The 15,548-nt window shown below is 64.6% G+C and carries 12 protein-coding genes; 4 read left to right on the plus strand and 8 right to left on the minus strand.

Annotated features, from left to right (window positions below; genetic code table 11):
• Positions 1-40: 40 nt before the first annotated feature.
• Positions 41-607, minus strand: coding sequence for an RNA polymerase sigma factor (locus tag CEY05_RS27960; protein ID WP_233161747.1), 567 nt, complete (start codon positions 605-607; stop codon positions 41-43).
• Positions 608-671: 64 nt separating this feature from the next.
• Entirely contained in the window at positions 672-995 is a 324-nt protein-coding gene (locus tag CEY05_RS27965) for a DUF2007 domain-containing protein (protein ID WP_088600552.1), read from the minus strand.
• A 163-nt stretch (positions 996-1,158) separates the two neighbouring features.
• Between CEY05_RS27965 and CEY05_RS27970 the strand changes: the two genes are divergently transcribed.
• The 3 genes from CEY05_RS27970 (at position 1,159) to CEY05_RS27980 (ending at position 8,881) form a co-directional block, all read left to right on the plus strand.
• Complete coding sequence (locus CEY05_RS27970) at positions 1,159-4,074, plus strand: autotransporter domain-containing protein (protein ID WP_088600553.1); 2,916 nt, start codon at positions 1,159-1,161, stop codon at positions 4,072-4,074.
• Between the two features lie 523 nt (positions 4,075-4,597).
• The gene (locus tag CEY05_RS27975) at positions 4,598-6,778 is read left to right on the plus strand and encodes an autotransporter domain-containing protein (protein ID WP_158219442.1); all 2,181 of its coding nucleotides are present in this window, start codon (positions 4,598-4,600) and stop codon (positions 6,776-6,778) included.
• Positions 6,779-7,210: 432 nt separating this feature from the next.
• Positions 7,211-8,881, plus strand: coding sequence for an autotransporter outer membrane beta-barrel domain-containing protein (locus CEY05_RS27980; protein ID WP_158219443.1), 1,671 nt, complete (start codon positions 7,211-7,213; stop codon positions 8,879-8,881).
• Between the two features lie 2 nt (positions 8,882-8,883).
• Here CEY05_RS27980 and CEY05_RS27985 read toward each other — a convergent pair whose 3' ends face one another.
• From CEY05_RS27985 to CEY05_RS28005, 5 genes are all read right to left on the minus strand, one after another.
• Positions 8,884-9,882 carry a succinylglutamate desuccinylase/aspartoacylase family protein gene (locus tag CEY05_RS27985; RefSeq protein WP_088600556.1) on the minus strand — a complete coding sequence of 333 codons (999 nt, stop codon included), beginning with the start codon at positions 9,880-9,882 and terminating at the stop codon, positions 8,884-8,886.
• Positions 9,883-9,963: 81 nt separating this feature from the next.
• Complete coding sequence (gene ehuD, locus CEY05_RS27990) at positions 9,964-10,623, minus strand: ectoine/hydroxyectoine ABC transporter permease subunit EhuD (RefSeq protein WP_088600557.1); 660 nt, start codon at positions 10,621-10,623, stop codon at positions 9,964-9,966.
• A complete protein-coding gene (locus CEY05_RS27995) occupies positions 10,613-11,272 on the minus strand; it encodes an amino acid ABC transporter permease (protein WP_088600558.1) in 660 nt (219 codons plus the stop codon). The genes ehuD and CEY05_RS27995 overlap by 11 nt, the downstream gene beginning before the upstream one ends.
• Positions 11,273-11,312: 40 nt before the next feature.
• On the minus strand, positions 11,313-12,221 hold the full coding sequence (gene ehuB, locus CEY05_RS28000; RefSeq protein ID WP_088600559.1) for an ectoine/hydroxyectoine ABC transporter substrate-binding protein EhuB: 909 nt from the start codon (positions 12,219-12,221) through the stop codon (positions 11,313-11,315).
• Positions 12,222-12,342: 121 nt separating this feature from the next.
• Positions 12,343-13,530, minus strand: a complete 1,188-nt coding sequence (locus CEY05_RS28005; RefSeq protein WP_198952928.1) for a PLP-dependent aspartate aminotransferase family protein — start codon at positions 13,528-13,530, stop codon at positions 12,343-12,345.
• Positions 13,531-13,630: 100 nt separating this feature from the next.
• On the opposite strand from CEY05_RS28005, the gene CEY05_RS28010 reads away from it, so the two are divergent.
• Entirely contained in the window at positions 13,631-14,530 is a 900-nt protein-coding gene (locus CEY05_RS28010) for a LysR substrate-binding domain-containing protein (RefSeq protein WP_088600561.1), read from the plus strand.
• A 64-nt stretch (positions 14,531-14,594) separates the two neighbouring features.
• Here CEY05_RS28010 and CEY05_RS28015 read toward each other — a convergent pair whose 3' ends face one another.
• Positions 14,595-15,500, minus strand: a complete 906-nt coding sequence (locus CEY05_RS28015) for a LysR family transcriptional regulator (protein WP_088600562.1) — start codon at positions 15,498-15,500, stop codon at positions 14,595-14,597.
• Positions 15,501-15,548: the final 48 nt, after the last annotated feature.

Raw genomic sequence — 15,548 nt, forward strand, 5'->3', positions numbered from 1 at the left:
CTTTCAACGAGTAAGACGTTTGCGCGCGGCAAAGCCCTGATCATGGCGGGCAGAAAGATTGTAATTTTTCGCGTATTTCGCGGGTGGCGTCCATGATGTAGCGCTCCACGGTATTCAAGGCGACGCCCATGTGTTGCGCGATTTCGGGCTGGGTGTAGCCTTCGAGCCGGTGCAGGATATAGGCTTGGCGCTTTTTCAAGGGCAGTTGTTCGAGGGCCCGGTCCAGCGCCTGCAGCAATTCACTGGCACGCGCGTCGGCATCGGGGCTGGCCAGCAGCGGGTGTTCGTGGTCGGCCAATGCTTCGAGCGACACCGTTTCATGGCGGGACTGGCGGCGGATCTCGCTGACCAGGCGATTGTTGGCCGCGCGATACAGATAAGCTTTCGGATTGAGCGTCGCCGCAGGATCCTGCGCCATCACATTGATGATGGACTCCTGTGCGGCGTCTTCTGCATCCTGCCGGCGCGAGTTCCTCTTCACCCATGTGCCAACCAGCTCGCGGTAGTGGGCGAGCCATCCGGATTCGGAAGGGCGGCGGCGGGACATGACGGCGTGAGGGAAATGAGAGACAGGCGGCGACATCGGACGCGCGACGAATATTAACAATAGTTCTCATTTTCATCCAGCAGCAATGCCGCCCGAGGTTTTACGGCGCTGCCTTACGCGCGCTTCAGCGTTCGAAATCGCTGGACGACGAGCCGCAGTTCCAGCACGTCGTGAATTGCGGTTCCAGCCATTCGTTGCACGCGCCGCAGCGCCAGCGTTGCAACGGTGCGCCCGGTGTCGGTGCGCCGCCATCGATGAGGCGTTGCGCGGCAGGCAGGTCGGCTTCGCGTTCCAGCCATACCTCGGGCCCGCATTGGTCGACCGGGATGTCGCCCATGGCGCCTTGCATGTACTGATTGTGCAACTCGCACGAAATGCGGGCCTGCTCCAGCAGGTTGACCCAGTGCTGGGCGATCAGCAGATTGGGGGCGCGCCGCAGTCTGATCATGAAGTCTCCAATTGGCAAGGCCGCGTATCGAGATAGAAGGATAGCAAGATGAAATAGGTGGACGGCAATCGAAACCTTTATCACGCCCCCCGTTACTGACCTGCTCACGATTGTTAATCGAGCGCAGGTCGTTGGGCGGCCGCGGTCAGATAGAGGTGGAGAAATGTCAAAGGATAAACATGGTCGCTCGGCTTCCAGGGGAGCGCGGCTGTCCTTCGAAGTGCAGGACCGTGGCGCCCCGACCCGCAGGCAGGCGCAACTGGGCGCGCGGCTGGCGTTGGCTTGCGGCATGTCGGTGGGGCCGACGTCTACAGCCTGGGCCGCCGAACTGGCGGAGGCCGACGGGCGCCGCTTGTCCACGCAGCAGGCGTCCTATCTTGGCGGTATCGGCGGCAGGGGCCGTACGAAAGATACGGCTGGCGGCAATGGCGGACGGCTCCATGAACCGGCGTCCGACGGGGGCAGTACCGCACTGGGGGTGGCGGGAGGACGCGCCGGTATTTATCCGGAGCAGGGCGTCGGGCTCAAGGGCGTGTGGCCCGACACCGGCCAGGCCGCGGGCAAGCCCAAACCGCGGGCCTGGCTTTTGACCCCGGAATGGCGGCATGTCGAAGGGCTGCACATGGTCCGGGATTTCAAGGGTGTCGCTGGCGCCAACGCTCCCCTCGGCGGCGGTGGCGGCTCGGCGGGTTCACGGCTGGATGGTTACCGCGACGTCGTGCACGGGTACGACGGCGATCCGGCATTGCTCCACTTTGTCGTCAGAGAAGACGCACTGGGCGGACGTGGTGGCCATGGCAAATTGGAAAACATCAGCGAGGCATTCAGCTTCGGCGGCGGGGGCGGGGGCGGCGGCGGAAGCGGCTTTGCCTTGTATCAGGATTTCGGTGGCGTGACCTTCGAAGCCAAGGTTCACGGTGGCCCGGGTGGAAATTCAATGGCTGCACAAGGCGGCGGCGGTGGTGCCGGCCTGTTGCTCGACGGCCCTTCGCCCAACGCATCGGCCAGCGCGCCAGGCCGCCATCGTTACACCGACGTGGTGGTCGCGGATTCCGGCTGGATTCGCGGCGGTGACGGCGGCGACGGCGCCGGCAGGCGCGGGCGCGGTGGACCTGGCGGGCCCGGCGCCATCCTGCATGATCATCGCACCATGCTCAATCGCGGGATCATCGAGGGCGGCCCGGGTGGCGCTGCTCCCAAAGGCCTGGCGGGGCGCAACGGCGCCGCCGTGGTCTTGCACTCGCAGACCTTGTTCGAGAACCGGGGGGAAGTGCGTGGGGCACAACAACCGCGCAGCCCGGCCAAGCCGCTACACCGGGGCCAGGGTGCAGCCATCGTCGCGCTTGGCGATCTCAATACCGTCGTGTTGAGGCAAACGTCCAGGACATTCGGCGACATCGACTTCCAGGGACGCCGCAATGTGCTGCATGTGGGAACGCGCTACAGCCCGCTCGATCAAGTGACCGTGAAGGGGGCGTTGCGGTTGGGCCAGGATGGCCTGATGGTCGTCTACGTCAAGGGCGATAGCGCGAGCCGCCTGGTCCTCGATGGCCGCGCTTTCTTGCGGGACAGTGCTGTCCGGGCGGTGATCCTGCCTGGCCACGTCGTCGCCAAGAGCCATGAAATCCTGCGCATGCGCCGCGCCGCGGCGTCCGCGCAGGCCGACGATGCGGGCCGCTTCCGCGGCGTCACGGCGGTGGATGGGGCCGGGCGTGCCTATGTCGTCCTGCGCGCGGAACTGGTCTACGGTGAGGATCCCGCGGGGGAGCGCGTGTTGCTGATGCTGTCGCACCCGGACGATCCTCCGGGCCATGCCTTGCATGCCGCGGCGGAAGCGGGCACACATGAATCGGTAATCCATGAATCGGTAATGCATGAATCGGTAATGCATGAATCGGCAGCCACGGAAGCGGCGTCGCATGCGCCGGCAACCCAGGAATCGACGGCATTCGAGTCGACAGCGCGGGCTCCCTCGAAACTCGCGGCGCCCAAGGCTCATGCTGCGTTGGAACGGCGGCTGCTTGAGTTGGCCGAGACAAGCACCCACCGTGCGCTTGCCAGTTCGATTGCCAGCTTGCCGCGCACGCACCCGATCAGCGCGGCGGCCTTGTCCCTCACCGAGGGCCAGCCCGTGGCGTTTTTCGATTCGCTCTCGGGGGAAGTGCATGCCACCGTGGCGACCGGCCTGCATGCCGTGGGCACGGCAGCGCGTGAGCTGCCCTTGTCGCGGTCGCGCGCCGGCGCGGCGCCCGCATGGGCCCAGGTTCTCGGCAACTGGCAGCATTATCGCGGCCGCGATGGCAGTGCACCGGCTCGCCAGCATAGCGCGGCGGTCTTCATCGGCGCGGACCATGACGTCGGCAATGGTTGGCGCGCGGGAGGCGCGCTGGGCTACCTCGACAGCCGCTTGCACCAGTCGCGCTTGCGCGCATCGGCGGGCGTTTCCAGCTACAGCGCGGTGGCCTATGGGGTGAAGTCGCTTGCGCTGGGGCCCGGTACCCTACGTTGGACCGTGGGCGGGGCTTATACGTGGCACGACGTGCGCAGCAAGCGCCAGGTCAGCGCCGCGTCCCTGGACCAGACGCTGCGCGCGGATTACAGCGCCAGCACTGCGCAGTGGTTCTCGGAACTGGGCTACGCGATCCCGGTGGCGGCCGGCACGACGCTGCAGCCTTATGCCGGTCTTGCCTATGCAGACCAGCGCCGTCGTGCCTTCGACGAGCGCGGTGGCAGCGCGGCGCTGTCGGGCCAGCGTGCGCGTAACGCCACCACCACGATGACGCTGGGCCTGCGCGCCAGCCACGAGGCGACCGTGGCCCATGCGCCTGTCATGCTGACCATGGGTCTGGGCTGGCGCCACAACGACGGTGATCTGCATACGCGGGCGCAACTGTTCTTCGATGCGGGAGAGGGTTTCTCCGTGAGTGGCGTGCCGGTGGCGCGCGACAGCCTGCTCGTGGAAACCGGCGTCAAGGTGACCGTGGGGCGCTGGACCACGCTGGGTTTCGCATACACCGGGCAGTACGGCGCCGGCGGTAGCGATCAGGGTGCACAGGTGCACCTGAACTCCCGCTTCTGAGCGGAGGCTGCGGTCCGGCGTGGATGCCCCGAGCACGTTGCCGTGCCTCGTTCTGTAGCAACACTACTCGCGCGGTAATGAATTTCATGACGACTTCTACTTAAGGCTGCTTAGCGATTCAGGTGATCTCTCTGTACGTCGACGATATCTATTGAAAGAAGTAGATGGCGCTTTTGAAGCTCATGAAACTATCTTGGAAAGTGAGTTACTGATCGCCTCGAATATGCAGTTTCGTTTGCTATTCGATTTATTTCAATCAAAGGTGGAGTAGGCGGTCACAATGTTAAATCTCTCGCGATATCTATTTCCAGGCGCGTCGCATGAAGCAAAAAAATCGAAGCACGCAACGTCTCGATCACGGCGCCAGCAGCGTCGCACGCAACTCGCTGTAGCGTGGAGCGTTGCCATCGGGTTGCCTGCCATGAGTGTGGCATCTGGCGATGAAACAGGGAGATTTCGCAGAAGTATCCACGAGGTCCCGGCAGGTGAAACCCGATGGAACTGCCGGATTGGAAAGAAATGTATGAGCGAGCCTGGCGCTGGGGGCAAGGACGAGCGCGATGAGCCCATGGACATCACGAATCGTGGCAGGCTTCTCATATGGGCCGCCAAGAATAACAACTACTCGGGACACTGGGGGAACGAGCGCAAGGTAGGGAAACTGATATCCGAGGGAAGCCGCAATACCGTCATCAGCCAGGATTCCGCCAATCCTTTCCTGATCGGCGGGCCTGTCCGGCTGGACGGCACACAGATGCGGCTCTATCTGCATGATCTGCCGCATCGGATCGAGATCGAAGGCGATCTGACGATGAGGAACGTCGGATTCAACCTCGCCCTTTTCTCGTCGGCGCAGAAACAGATACGCGATGGGCAGGAGATCCTGAGCATTCTTGTCCATGGCAAGGCCGACGACAGTAAATGGTTCGGACCCAGCGAATTCGTCGCTCCCAACGACTTGGCCCGTCGCGAGACGAACAAGGACTATGAACTTGTCGATGAGAAAGTCGTCAGAGCCGATGGGAAGACGGCGTATGTCCTCAAGTTTCGCAAGAAGAAGGACGTGCCGGCCTACGATGTGAGGCGCAGCGAAGTAAAACGGCACCCGCCACCAGGTGAATATATCGTCACGGTGTATGGCAAGGATCTGCCGAAGGTGGGATCCGACAAGGACGAGAAAGACCCGCCGGTGACGCTTCAGACTTTGCCCGAGCCGGATCCAGGCAAGGGTCTTGATGGCAATGATGGGAAGGGCGATGTCTCCGCCATCTATGTGGCCGGAGCAGTCCTCGAGAAAAAAGCCAAGGACGCCGATCAGGATTCGGGACAGGTTTTGCCGCCGATCGAAATATTGGAAGTCGAGGATATCGAGGATATCGAGGCTGAAGGTGAGACGGCGGACAGCGTCACTTCAGGCCGGCAGGAAAGCATTGCGGAAGATCCCGAAGCTGACGACGTCATCGAGGTGGTCGTCGTCGCGCAGGAGGCGTCCGCGGTCGACGCGGACCACGCCTCGGCCGAGGGCGAGCCTGCGATCGTACCCCTGGCGAATTTCGTCACGACGCCCAACCAGAAGTCCGTGGCCCAGGCCGTCGACTCCCTGCCTGCATCGCATCCGGTCAGCGAGGCCGCCCGTGCGGCATTGGCCCAGGCCCCGCGGGAATTGGCGTCCTTCAGCACCGCGATTTCCGGCGAGGTGCATCCCACGGTGGGCGCCTCCTTGCGAACCGCTGTCGAGCCCGTGCGCGACGTGTCCATGGCCCAGCTGCGCGCCGGCCTGTTCGGCGGCCGGCAGCCTGGCGCGCTTACGGCGGACGCCGGTGTCAGCGATGCGCCGGCGTTGGCGGGCGTGCTGCCGTCTTCCACGATTTATCCGGCCTGGGCACAGGTTACGGGGAACTGGCAGCAACTGGGCGGCCGCGATCATAGTGCGAAAGGGCGCCAACACAGTGGCGGCGTTTTCATCGGCATGGATGAAGCCATCGGTGACGGCTGGCGCATGGGGGGCGCGCTGGGCTACACGGACAGTCGTCTGAACGTCTCCAGCCTGGGTTCCTCGGCCAATATTTCCAGCTACAGCGCCATTCTCTATGGTGGCAAGGTCCTGCCCGCCGGGCCAGGCGCCGTCCACATGATGCTGGGCGGCGCTTATACCTGGCACGACGTGCGTACCAAACGCCGCGTGTCGGGTGGCGGACTGGACCAGGATCTGCGCGGGGACTACGGCGCCAACACGACCCAGTTGTTCGCGGAGCTGGGGTATGCCATCCCCGTGACGCCTGCCCTGACGGTGCAACCCTATGTCGGCGTGTCCCAGGCGAATAACCGGCGCCGCGCTTTCAAGGAACGCGGCGGCAGCGCCGCGCTGTCCAGCAAGCGCCAGCACAGCGATACGACGACCGTGACGCTGGGTGTGCGGGGGACCCAGGGTATCAAGCTGGGCAGGCATGAGGGCCAGGTCAGTGGCGCGCTTGGTTGGCGGCGCAATTCGGGCGATTTGCGGACCAGGGCCAGCATGTCTTTCGATGTTGGCGACAGCTTTACCGTCACGGGTGCGCCTGTCACGCGGGACAGTTTGCTGGTGGAGACCGGCTTCAAAGTCCACGTCGGCAAGTCCGCCGCGGTGGGTGTCAATTACGCGGGCCAATTCGGCGGCGGCACGCGTGATCATTCGGCAAGTCTTAACGTCAGCTGGCGTTTTTGACGCGTCGCGACCCACGTCTGGTGTTGTTTTCTGCCGTCGTGCGTCGCGATGCTTAATCAATCGAAATAAGCCGTTCCAAGCTGATTTTTACTTGAGTGGCTTAAGTGCTGATGGCGTGCCCGGGGACCGGATGTTGAATCCGGTCCCCGGCTGGCTCCTGTTCGAAACTATCCCGCCAGGGCGGTTACTGACCGGCTCGATTGCGTGGTGCGTCCTGCGCCACGGATGGTTTTTCAAGGAGTGGATACAACCATGCCATCGAATCGAGTCAAAGGTTCCTGCCTGTCACCGCGCGCTGAAGCGGCTTTTTTGCGCACGCCCGCGATAAGCGAGCCGCGGCGATCGCCATTGAGCATGCGGTTGGCGCTCACGTGGGGGTTGTCGAGCGGATTGTGCGTGATGGCGTTGCTGGGCGACGCGTGCGGGGCTCCCATGGATACGGACGAGCCACGCGGCAACAAGGTCTCGGCAGGCGATCGGATGATCAAGCACGGCGTCGACGCCCTGGCCAATGCCCAGGCCGCTGCCGAACACACCAGGCGTGCGCAGGAAGGCATTGCTGGTCTCGCCTATGGGGTGGTGTATGGTTCCGGCGAGGGATTGCCCGCTGCCGAAGCGCCGCCCGTCACGCCACCCGCGCCGATTGCGTCCGGCAATGAATCCGGCGAACCGTCCGATGACGCCACGGGAAAACCTGCGCAAGCCGATGCCGCAGGCAAGCCCAAGGCCGAAGGGGACGGCAAGGCCCAAGGGGACGGCAAGTCCAAGCGCGCTATTGAACCGGACGCCAAAACCAGGGCGCAGGCCGAAGAAGATGCCAGGACCAGGAGCGAGGCCGAAGCGAAAGCCAAGGCCGAAGAGGAGGAGGCGGCCGCCCGCGCCGCCGCGGGCATCGCCTTGGCCGCGACCCTGCACGCGCAAGTACCCGCGCCCGTCGCGGCGGCACCGTCGCGCCCCCGCTTTGCGGATTTCGTCCACGCCCCCAACCAGAAATCCGTCGCCAATGCGGTGCAAGCATTGCCGCGGACGCACCCGCTCTACGGCAGCGCACTGGACGCGCTCGATCACGGCAATCTTGGAAAATACGTCGACAGCCTCTCCGGCGAAGTCCACGCCACGGTGGCGACATCCGTCATGGCCGTCTCCACCCTGGCGCGCGAAGTCCCCCTGGCGCAACTGCGCGACAACCTGGCCGCAAGGATGCTCCCCGGTGCACCGACGGCGACCTGGGGCGATTCCCCTGCCGGCGCGGCACCCCATTCGTCCGCCAAGCCGCTGTGGGCGCACGTGGGCGGCAGCTGGCAAAAGTTCGGCGGCCGCGACCATGCCGCGCGTGGCGACCAGAACAGCGCGGGCCTGTTCCTGGGCACCGACCATGACCTGGGCAATGGCTGGCGCCTGGGCGGCGCCCTCGGTTTCACCGATAGCCACTTGAAGCTGCGCAGCCTGGATTCCAAGGCCAATACCACCAGCTACAGCGCGGTGCTGTACGGTGGCAAGGTCCTGCCCCTGGGGCCTGGCGCTTTGCACGCCATCGTGGGGACCGGCTACACCTGGAATGACGTGAAGACCAGGCGCCAGGCCAGTGCCGGGGGCCTGGACCAGACCTTACGGGCCAAGTACGGTGTCAGCACCGTTCAATGGTTCGCGGAGCTGGGCTATTCGCTGCCCGTGGCGCAAGGACTGACCCTGCAGCCCTATGCAGGTCTTGCCTACGCCGACAACCACGGTCGCGGCTTCAAGGAGTACGGCGGCAGCGCGGCATTGACCGGACATCGCCAGCGTAGCGACACCACGACGTTGACCCTGGGACTGCGCGGCAAGCAGGACATCGAGCTGGGCTCCGTCACGGGGCAGGTGATCGGCGGACTGGGCTGGCGGCACAACACCGGCGCCGTGCACAACCACAGGCATATGTCCTTCAACATGGGTGACAGCTTCACGGTCACCGGCGCCCCCATCGCGCGTGATGTCGCCCTGGTGGAGGCGGGTGTCAAGTTCGATCTGGACAAAAATACCGACCTGGGCATTCACTACGCCGGCCAGTTCGGCGCAAGCCAGCGCGACAACACGGTGGGCTTGATGCTGGGGCACAGGTTCTGAGTTCAGGCGACCAGGTTGTACAGGCAATCGCCACGCTCGGTCAGCGTGGGAAAGCGGCGGCAGGAGACGATGCCGCCGGCGGGGAAGCGCAGGGCGACCGGCTCGCGTAGCGGGCTGTGGTAAGGATGCAGGTATCCAGCCAGTTGACCGGCGCTGACCTCGCTACCCACCGCCACGAAGGGCTCGAACAGGCCGTCCTCCGCTGCATACAGGAAATGGCTGCGGCCCTGCGACTGCTTCACCTGCAGGGGCGGGGCCGGCTCGACGGCCATATCGGGTACATAGCCATAGTGCTTGAGCACGCGCCGCACGCCTTGCTCGGCGACCTGCAAGCCCAACGGGATCAACGTCCCGCCGCCCCCCAGTTCGGTGGTCAGCGCCGGAATCCCCAACTGGGTGGCCGCGGCGTAGAGCGTGGTGGACGCGCCGCCGCCTTCGCCGGTGGTCTGGATGCTGAGCGGCGCACCGAAGACCTCCAATAACCGCAGTATCTCCGCTTGCGCGGCAGCGTCGCGGCCATGGCGCGCCAAGGCGCAAGGCGTGTATTCCAATGACTTGCCACCGGAGTGCAGATCGATCACCAGATCGCTCAAGGGGAACAGCACCGTCTGCACATAGTGGGCGATCATCGCCGTGGGCGAGCCGTTGGCATCGCCTGGAAACAGCCGGTTCAGATTGCCCTCGTCGATGGGCGATGTGCGCCGTCCCGCCGCCACCGCGGGAAAATTCAAGGCCGGTGCGATGATGATCCGGCCGCGCACGGCAGCCGGATCCAGTTCGCGCGCCAGGCGCAGCAAGGCGACCTGGCCCTCGTACTCGTCGCCATGATTGCCGGCGGTCAGCAGGACCGTCGGCCCTTCGCCGTTGCGCACGCATACCAGCGGCACGGGTATCCAGCCATAAGCGGACTTGTCCGACGAATAGGGTACGCGTAGATAATCGGATTGCTTGCCGTCGGCGGTGAAATCGATGGCGGTCCAGACCCTGCTGGCTTGAGACATAAACCTTCTCCTTCCCGGATCGCCCTCCGGGGCGTGCCTGCACCAGGCGCGTCCCGAGTCTCCGGGTACTCCCGTGGATGTTCAGCGGCGGCTCGGCGCCAGCAGGCGGGTTTCCAATACCCGCACCGCCTGGGCGATAGCCACCGCCAGAACCAGAAAAATCACGCCCACCGAAACCATGGGTTCCGGATAGCGGAACGTATCCGAACCGACTTCCAGGGCCAGGCCCAACATCTCCGGCACCGAAATCACCGCGAGATAAGGCGTGGCCTTCAAGGCCGATACGAAGTAATTGGCCATGGGCGCCGCGATGTTGCGCAGCATCTGCGGCGCGATCACGTACAGCATGGCATTCAGCCGGCTCAGGCCCAGCGCCTTCGCGGCAGCGAACTGGCCGACCGGGATGGACTCGATGCCGCCCTTGAACACTTCCGCCAGATAGCCGCTGTAGTAGATGCTCAGGCCCAGTACGCCTACGACGAGGGCGGGCAGCGTGATGCCGTACTGCGGCAGGACGAAGTAGAGGAAATACAGTTGCACCAGCACCGGCGTGGATCGGATGAAGTCGATGACGAAGCGCATCCCATAACCGAGCCAGCGATTGGACCGGCGCAGCATTTCCAGCGTAAAGCCCAGCAGGGCCGAACCCAGGCTGGCGGCGGCGGCCACCCAGATCGTCGTCCACAGTCCGCGCAGGATGGTGGGCATCACCGACAGCGCGAAGGACACGTCAAAATTCACGGTTGCCCCTCTGCCCGGTGCTGACGCGGCGCTCCAGCCACCGGCCGAAGATGGTGGCCGGATAGCAAACGATGAAATACGCGACCAGCAGCGCCGTGTAGACGCGTGCCGGGGCGTATTCCAGTTGCGAGATCTGCTTGGCGCGGAACGTCATGTCGGTCAGCGCGATCAGCGAGACCAGGGCAGTGCCCTTGACCAGCTGGATGAACTGGTTGACGAAGGTCGGCATCATGGCCGCGAAGGCCTGAGGCAGCTCGATGGCCACCAGGATCTGCACGCGCCTCATCCCCAGGGCGCGGCCGGCCTCGACCTGGCCGCGGTTCAGCGACTGCAGCGCGGCGCGCACGGCCTGGCTGCCGTAACCGCCGATGTTCAAGCCCAGGGCCATCGCGCCTACCGCTACGCTGGACAGCACGATGCCGAAATTGGGCAGCGTGTAATACAGCATGAACAGCAGGATGATGACCGGCGAGCTGCGCCAGAACTCGATGATCGCCGTCACGACGGTGTGCGTGGCGTCACGAGTGAAATACTGCAGCACGCCGAACACCAGGGCAAAGGGGACTGCGTACAGCATGCCGTAGGCCGTGACGAGGGCGGTGATGCGCAAGCCCTCGAAAATCGCGCCCAACGTTGCCAGGAACTCCATGGCGGCTTCTCCCGCTGCTTTGTCGCTAGGTGTTTGTCGCTCAATACTTGCCGTCGCAGACCGCTTCCGTGGTCACCGCCTGCGGCGCCACGTCGTCGTCCGTGAAGCCGTACTTCGCCATGATCTTGCGTACCGTGCCGTCGGCCTTGAGTTGGGCCAGGCGCTGGTTGTACAGGTCGCGCAGGGCGGTGTCTTCGGGACGGAAGGCAATGGCCGTGTACATGGCTGCCGGCACGCCGTTGCGGATCAGGCCCGTGAAGGGCAGCGCGCGCTCCGCGCCCTTGACCTTGGGATCCTGCAGCACCGACACCACGCTGGGCGCGGACAGCGTCGCCGCGTCGATGCGGCCGGCGATGACGGCGGAGACCAGCGCTTCGGTATCCTGGAACTGGGTGATCTGGTCCTGCGGCACGCCGGCGTCGATGGCGTTCTTGGTGTTCAGGGTGCCACGGCCGCCGCCCAGGCGTATCTTGGGATTGGCCTTGATGTCGGCGTAGCTGTGTATCTTGTAGGGGTTGCCGGTGGCCACGATCAGGCTGTCGCCCACGGCAAGATCCGGCTCGCTGAAGATCACCGCCTTGCAGCGTTGCGGGGTGATGGCGATGCCGGAGGCGATCATGTCGCTGCGTTTGGCCATCATGCCAGGGATCAGCGCGCCGAATTCGCTGACGACGAATTCGATCTTCTTCACGCCCAGCGGCGCCAGGGCGGCTCGCACCAGGTCGGGATGGAAGCCCACGGCCTCGCCCTGGTCGTCACGATAGCCCCAGGGCGCGCGGTTGTGGATGCCTATGGTCACGCTGCCTTTCTGCGCCAGCGCTTCCTGGGCCTTGGCGCTGTCGGCTGCGGCCTGGGCCGGAAGGCTGGATAGACCGGCGCAGGCCAGGGCCAGCGCGGCGGCGACGCGGTACAGACGACGAACGGAAGTTGCTTGCTCAGGCTTTTGCATGTGTATTCCCCTTGATATCCGCACTGATCGTGCGGTGTGGCTGGCGTTACGTGGTGTGGCAGGTCCTTTCGTGGCGGGGGCGGGCGTGTCGTGACGCCCGCCGCAAGGTGTAATGGCTGCTTCAGGCCGGGCAGCACTGTTCCAGGTAATCCAGGAACCGGTCGATATCGGCGGCCAGGTCGTCTTCGTCCTCCAGGCCCACGCTCAGGCGCAGGACGGTGTCGGGCTCGGTCCAGTCACGCACGCTGCGCACGGCGCGCACCGGCATGGGCGCGGCCAGGCTGCGCGTGCCGCCCCAGGAAGCGCCGATGGCGATGGTCTTCAGGGCGTCCAGGGCGGAGCCGACGTGGGGCGCGGCCGCTTCCGTGAACACCACGCTGAAGACGCCGCTCGCGCCGTTGAAGTCGCGCTTCCACAGATCATGGCCGGGCGAGCCAGGCAGGGCGGGATACAGAATGCCGCGCACCAGGCGGTGGCCTTGCAGGCGTTCGATCAAGCGCAGGGCGACTCGCGCGCCGTGATCCATGCGCAGGGCCATGGTTTCCATGCCACGCAGCACCAGCGCGCAGTCGTCAGGGGATATCCCTACGCCCATACGGCCCAGGCCGGCGCGGATCTGTGTGGCGATGGCGGGATCCTTGACGGTGACGGACCCCATCAATACGTCCGAGTGGCCGCTGAAGAATTTGGTCAGCGCTTCGACGACGATGTCCGCGCCATGGCGCAGGGGCTTGAAGTACAGCGGCGATGCCCAGGTATTGTCACAGCCGACCAGCGCTCCGCGTTGATGCGCCAGGTCGGCGATGGCCGACATGTCCTGCACTTCCATGGTGGTCGAACCGGGCGACTCCAGCCACACCAGGCGCGTGCGGTCGTCGATCAGGGGGGCGAGCGCGGCGACGTCGGTGGGATCGTAGAACCGCGCAACGATGCCCAGGCGGGCCAGGTCCTTGTCGGCGAAATCGCGCACTGGCGGGTAGACCGTGTCCGGAATCAGCACGAGGTCGCCCTGGCTCAGCAACTGCAGCATGACCAGGGCGATCGCGGCTTGGCCCGAAGGCGCCAGCAGTGTGCGCACGCCGCCGTGCAACTGGTTGATCTTCTGTTCCAGCGTGCGCGTGGTGGGCGTGCCGTACAGGCCGTAGCTATAGCCTTCCTCGCCCCGTTCACGCCGCGTGGCGTAGGCCTGGGCGTCGGCAAAGGGAATGGTCGATGCCCGGTACACCGGCACCGCCAGACTGGCGAATCCTTCGTGGCTGACTTCGGGAGTCACTACGTACCGCGTCCATTCGTTCATAGGGATAAACAAGGGCTTTTCGAGTAGGGATGGAGGCATTACAGCATCGGTGTTTTATTCCGTCTAATATTAAAAAAAGGCCAGTCTATTCACGTAGGTTATAGGGCAAGAAATGAACCAGCGCCAGATAGAAGTCTTCCATTCCGTCATGCTCAACCAGACCGCCTCGCGTGCCGCGGAGGTGCTGCGCATCTCGCAGCCGGCGGTCAGCAAGGGCATCCAGGAGCTGGAACGGTCGGTGGGTTTCGCTTTATTCGATCGCATCAAGGGGCGCATGGTGCCGACGCCGGAAGGACAGCTCCTGTTCCGCGAGGTGTCCCAGTCCTTCATCGGCATGGCGCAGTTGCGCAATGCCGCCGCGCGTATCCGCGACTTCGGCACGGGCGAGTTGCGTATCGCCTCGCTGTCCGCCATGAGTACCACCTTGTTGCCCATGGCCTTGCGCGGCTTTCAGTTGCAGCATCCGGATGTGGCCATCACCTATCAGGCGCGCATGTCGTCGGAAGTGCGTGAGTTGATGGCGACGGGACAGTTCGATGTGGGGCTGGCGGCCGACGAGATCGACACGACGGCCGTGGATGCCAAACCCTTCGGCAAGGTGCGCGCCCTGCTCGCGGTGCCGCCTGGCCATCCACTGGCGGAAAAGCGCGAAGTGCGGCCCAAGGATCTGCATGGCGTTTCCTTCATCGCGTTGGCGCCGGAAGACACCACGCGGCGCGAGACCGACGATATTTTGCGAGCGCAGGGCGTGCAGCCGCGACTGGTGCTGGAAACGCCATTCTCCATCACGGTGTGTGCCATGGCGCTGGCGGGGCTGGGCTGCGGCCTGGTCAATCCTCTGACCGCGCGCGGCTTCGTGCCGCAGGGACTGGTATTGCGGCCTTTCCTGCCCGCCGTGCACTTTCGCACGCTGATGCTGTTTCCCACCAGCCGGCGGCCTTCGCGCATCGTGCGCGATTGCGTGGCGCATCTGCAGCGCGCGGGCCGCGAGCTGGACATGGTCATGGCCTGACCGGGTCAGGGAATTGCTTGCGGTGTTCCGGATATTTTCTGGCTGCTTCGGATGTTCGCGAGCCCTAGCGCTTCCAGTCGGCATCGCGGAACCACGCGCGCAGGTGGTCGACGAACAGCCGCACCTTGCTGGGCAGATTGCGCCGGGTCTGCACGATGGCGTAGATGTCCAGCCCTTCAGCCTCATAGCCGGGCAGCAGCACCTGCAGGGTGCCGTCGGCGATGTCGTTTTCCACCATATAGCGCGGATGCATGGAGATGCCATGGTCCAGCTTGACCAGATTCTGGATCGATTCGCCCAGGTTCGAACTGAAGCTGCCGTTGACGCGCACCACGTGGGCGGCCCGCTGGCTGTCGGTGAAGGTCCAATGGCTGGTGGGCGCCTTCAGGTTGTGGACCAGGCAGTTGTGCCGTTCCAGGTCGCGCGGCGTGCGCGGGATGCCGTGGGTGCGCAGATAGGCCGGCGTGGCCACCACCACTTGCGGCACCACGGTGATGCGGTAGGCGATCTGGTTGGTGTCCTTCAGGCGAGGCGCGATGCGCACCGATAGATCCAGGTTCTCGGCGATCAGGTCGCTGCGGCCGTCGTCCAGCAGCAGCGACACCTTGATGGACGGGTAGCGCCGCAAGAAATCCTCGATCGCCGGCACCAGGTGCACCGCGCCGAAGAAGGGCGGGGTGCCCAGGCGGATGCGGCCGCTGGCGGTGCGCACGGGCCCTTGCACCAGTTCCTTCAGGCCGCGCACGCTCTGCGCCAGCATGTCGGCGTTCTCCAGCAACAGGCGGCCGCTTTCGGTCAGGCTGACGTGCTTGGTGTTGCGGTTGAGCAGCTGCACTTCGAAATGCGCCTCCAGCCAGGCGATTTTCTTGGTGACGGATGAATTGCTCACGCCCAGGCTTTCGGCCGCCTTGGAAAAGTTCAGGCTCTTGCCCACCTCGACGAAGACGTCCAGGCAATCGATCAGGTTCACGCGGTCTCCACCTTTTCCAAATTGGAAAAAATCATTTTGTTTTGCGCT

The sequence above is a fragment of the Achromobacter sp. HZ34 genome (assembly GCF_002209485.1).
In the GTDB taxonomy this organism is placed as follows: Bacteria; Pseudomonadota; Gammaproteobacteria; order Burkholderiales; family Burkholderiaceae_B; genus Bordetella_C.

Excerpts from the sequence above, each read along its gene's own strand:
- CEY05_RS27965 (WP_088600552.1), bottom strand. The coding sequence starts at position 995 with ATGATCAGACTGCGGCGCGCCCCCAATCTGCTGATCGCCCAGCACTGG.
- ehuB (WP_088600559.1), bottom strand. The coding sequence starts at position 12,221 with ATGCAAAAGCCTGAGCAAGCAACTTCCGTTCGTCGTCTGTACCGCGTC.
- CEY05_RS27995 (WP_088600558.1), bottom strand. The coding sequence starts at position 11,272 with ATGGAGTTCCTGGCAACGTTGGGCGCGATTTTCGAGGGCTTGCGCATC.
- CEY05_RS27970 (WP_088600553.1), top strand. The coding sequence starts at position 1,159 with ATGTCAAAGGATAAACATGGTCGCTCGGCTTCCAGGGGAGCGCGGCTG.
- CEY05_RS27980 (WP_158219443.1), top strand. The coding sequence starts at position 7,211 with ATGGATACGGACGAGCCACGCGGCAACAAGGTCTCGGCAGGCGATCGG.
- CEY05_RS28010 (WP_088600561.1), top strand. The coding sequence starts at position 13,631 with ATGAACCAGCGCCAGATAGAAGTCTTCCATTCCGTCATGCTCAACCAG.
- CEY05_RS27975 (WP_158219442.1), top strand. The coding sequence starts at position 4,598 with ATGAGCGAGCCTGGCGCTGGGGGCAAGGACGAGCGCGATGAGCCCATG.
- CEY05_RS27985 (WP_088600556.1), bottom strand. The coding sequence starts at position 9,882 with ATGTCTCAAGCCAGCAGGGTCTGGACCGCCATCGATTTCACCGCCGAC.